Source organism: Arthrobacter bambusae, assembly GCF_022606295.1.
GTDB lineage: Bacteria > Actinomycetota > Actinomycetes > Actinomycetales > Micrococcaceae > Arthrobacter > Arthrobacter bambusae_A.
In genome coordinates this window covers 1-2,666 of sequence record NZ_JAHHZS010000083.1, presented here as the reverse complement: position 1 = coordinate 2,666, position 2,666 = coordinate 1, and the positions used below count along the sequence as shown (strand labels likewise).

Here is a 2,666-nt window from a genome sequence, read left to right as displayed (position 1 = left end):
CAAGATCGATAACCGGCGCGTCCAGTGAACGCCCGGCGCCCGTTTTCAGCTCACACGTTCGGCCGGGCCGGTCGATCCCCGGACAATGAGCGTCACAGGCGAAGTTATGGGCCGCCGGGCGGCCAATACGTATGGGTTCCGTCGGTCTCAGTCCACCCGGTGCTGATGCCTTGGGTAGCCAGCCAGGTGATCTCCTTGTAGAACCGTCTCATCAAGCGTCAGTTCGTCGAGATGCCTAGCCTGGCAAAACCCTTTCCGATGCTTCCTCGCGTCCTCCGCGGTCAGCTTTCTCGTTAAGCGCTGCTGAGTCGTAATGCCGCGCCTCCATTCTTTGGACGATAGAGCCCCGCTTCGCCGCGAAATATCAGCTATTTTGCTGACCGAATGGCGTCGACCGGCCGTCGCCAAGTTAATCGTTCGCCAAGTGTTCAGCCAGGAATTCGAGGAACTTAGTTCCCAATGGCTTGATTCTTGGCGAGAGGAGCCCAGTTGACATTCCAGAGTTCAGCCCGGGATTGTCGATAAGATCATCCTGTTCAAGTTCTCTCAGGACTCGGTTGACTTCACTCGGATACAGCTCGCTTCCATCGAACACATATTTCGAGAGTATCGAGCCGAGGCCACCCATCATCATGCCTACACCGCTAGTGGGGTACGTTGCGGAATTGGCATGGAGCCACTCGTCAGGGTTCTTCATGAAGCTGAGTAGCTTGATGTGTAGCATCGAGTATTTCGCTATGAACGCAGTGAATCTGTCAAGTTCGGAAACCGACAGGTCCGACCAAGAACCAGACTTTGACAGGGCCGTCGCGAGTAGTCGCCGTTTCCCTTCATCAGCGCTTTCTTGAGATGCCCGCATTGTGCGATGGGCGTACGCAATGAACTGCTGATCTTCGGCCACCTCTTCCGGCGACAGCTTTCCGACGGTTGTTTCAAGTGCCTCAAGTCTTTCGGCGACGAGATGCCAGAACTTCAGATCACGCTCCCGGCTTGCCTTGCTCACCGCCAGACCAATAGCCTCCGCAACGAACCCACCTCCCGGCACAATGGACAGCACCCCCTTGCCGACAGCAATCGCGGTATCCACCAGGTCGTTGTCTTCTGGCACTTCGAGCATCGTTTCCTCCTTCATTCGAACCGGACCATGTCAGGGGAATCCTATGTCGAGGAAACCGGTCTTCGGAGCGCAACGTCGTCGGGAAACGCAGCCAGGCGGATAGACCCGGGTGATGAAAGCGAAACCGTCTGGGACGGATCTGGTCAGCGACGCCTCGTGTCTGAATGAAAGCGTCATGGGACTGCCCGGATTTCATTGAATCTCGGGGTTGAGTGTTTCTAGGCGGCTTTGAGGCCGGTATTGGCGCTTTCGTATGTCCTGCCTGTGATAGACCGATGCGCCAATTTTTCACTCCCCGCATCTTGCCCGAAAGTGGTCGATCCTCAGCGGTCCCGAGATCGAGGCTGCTGATTCAAACCGGCGAAACACCCAAGGGCCCGGGACGTCAGTTGAGTGCAATACCCACAACCAGGCGCCGCATCAACGACACTTCCCCAAAATGCTCGCACCACACAGGATCTGGGAGGAGCTTCATTCCGACGACGGTGTTGCCGAGGCACGCAGACTGTTTCGTGGAACCAGGAATAGATGATCAGCGGAGCACCCTCTTTCCTTTCGGGACCCGAGTACCTGTAGACGACGACCTTATCGGGGACATCCGGACCCTTGGCCTCGATGCACAAGCACGTCGTCGCAAAATAGCCTGTTCCGCGTCAGATCCCCGGGCGGTATTTCGTTGCTGGGTTTTCTGAAGACCTGCCAAAGAATTCAGTACCGATCATCCTCAGGTCGTGTCGCCCTGCGTCGGAATCCCATGAAAAAGTACGGACGCGAAACCGGCGCCAAACACAGACGGGAAGGGCAAAGCAAACGCGCAAGACACGATCCGCAGAAACAGAATCCGGTGCTCGTTGCTCACAAGTCATGTCGCCCGGACCGTCTGCCGCCATGAAAGACCAGGAGCCAACACAACTAGATCCCCAACAGAGTAAGGAGAGAGCCGAAGACAGGTAGAACACCCCAGGGGGCAGGCCGAAAAAATACCGTTCGTCCCACGCTCAGAGGCCCAAAAAGGGCCCCTGAGCTGGGAAAACGTGCCCAAGGTGGGACTCGAACCGCATTCCGGGCCTTGAAAACACAGGGAAGTCCAGAAAACATGCCGAGTACGAGCCAGTCCGGCACCGGTACGGCTCAGTCCGAAGCCCAAAGTGTGTATGTTGTACACACCCCAAATCTCACCCTACAGACTCCCCCACCGTCCGCACTTCAAGGAGTTCCGACGATCAGCTTGGGATCCCACTCACGGGACCTACCGTCGGAACAGGTGTTGCTCGATCAAAACGGCGCTGCCCTGCAAGCCAATGGCACCGGCGGCCACTCCCACAGCCAGGTCAAGCCCTCGTCCGCGCCGAAGTCGCGCGAACCGCCAACGACCTCTTTGCGCTATGGAGATTTGAGGTAAGCGCGGTCAGGAGCCGCTATGAGGTTCCACGGGTTCCGCTAGTCTTGGCCAATGTTGCATGTAAGGCGTTTCGTGGCACCTAGAGGATTGCCTGTTGGAGACGGATATACATCCGAAACTGATGAATATCCCGCGGCGGGCGTTATT

The 2,666-nt window shown here is 57.1% G+C and carries 1 protein-coding gene; it reads right to left on the bottom strand.

Annotation, left to right across the window (positions count from 1 at the left end):
- Positions 1 to 409 precede the first annotated feature (409 nt).
- Positions 410 to 1,132 (bottom strand): hypothetical protein, encoded by a 723-nt coding sequence (locus tag KNN17_RS22130; RefSeq protein WP_241711050.1) that lies wholly within the window; start codon positions 1,130 to 1,132, stop codon positions 410 to 412.
- Positions 1,133 to 2,666: the final 1,534 nt, after the last annotated feature.

Coding starts and splice junctions, on each gene's coding strand:
- KNN17_RS22130 (WP_241711050.1), bottom strand. CDS start 1,132: ATGAAGGAGGAAACGATGCTCGAAGTGCCAGAAGACAACGACCTGGTG.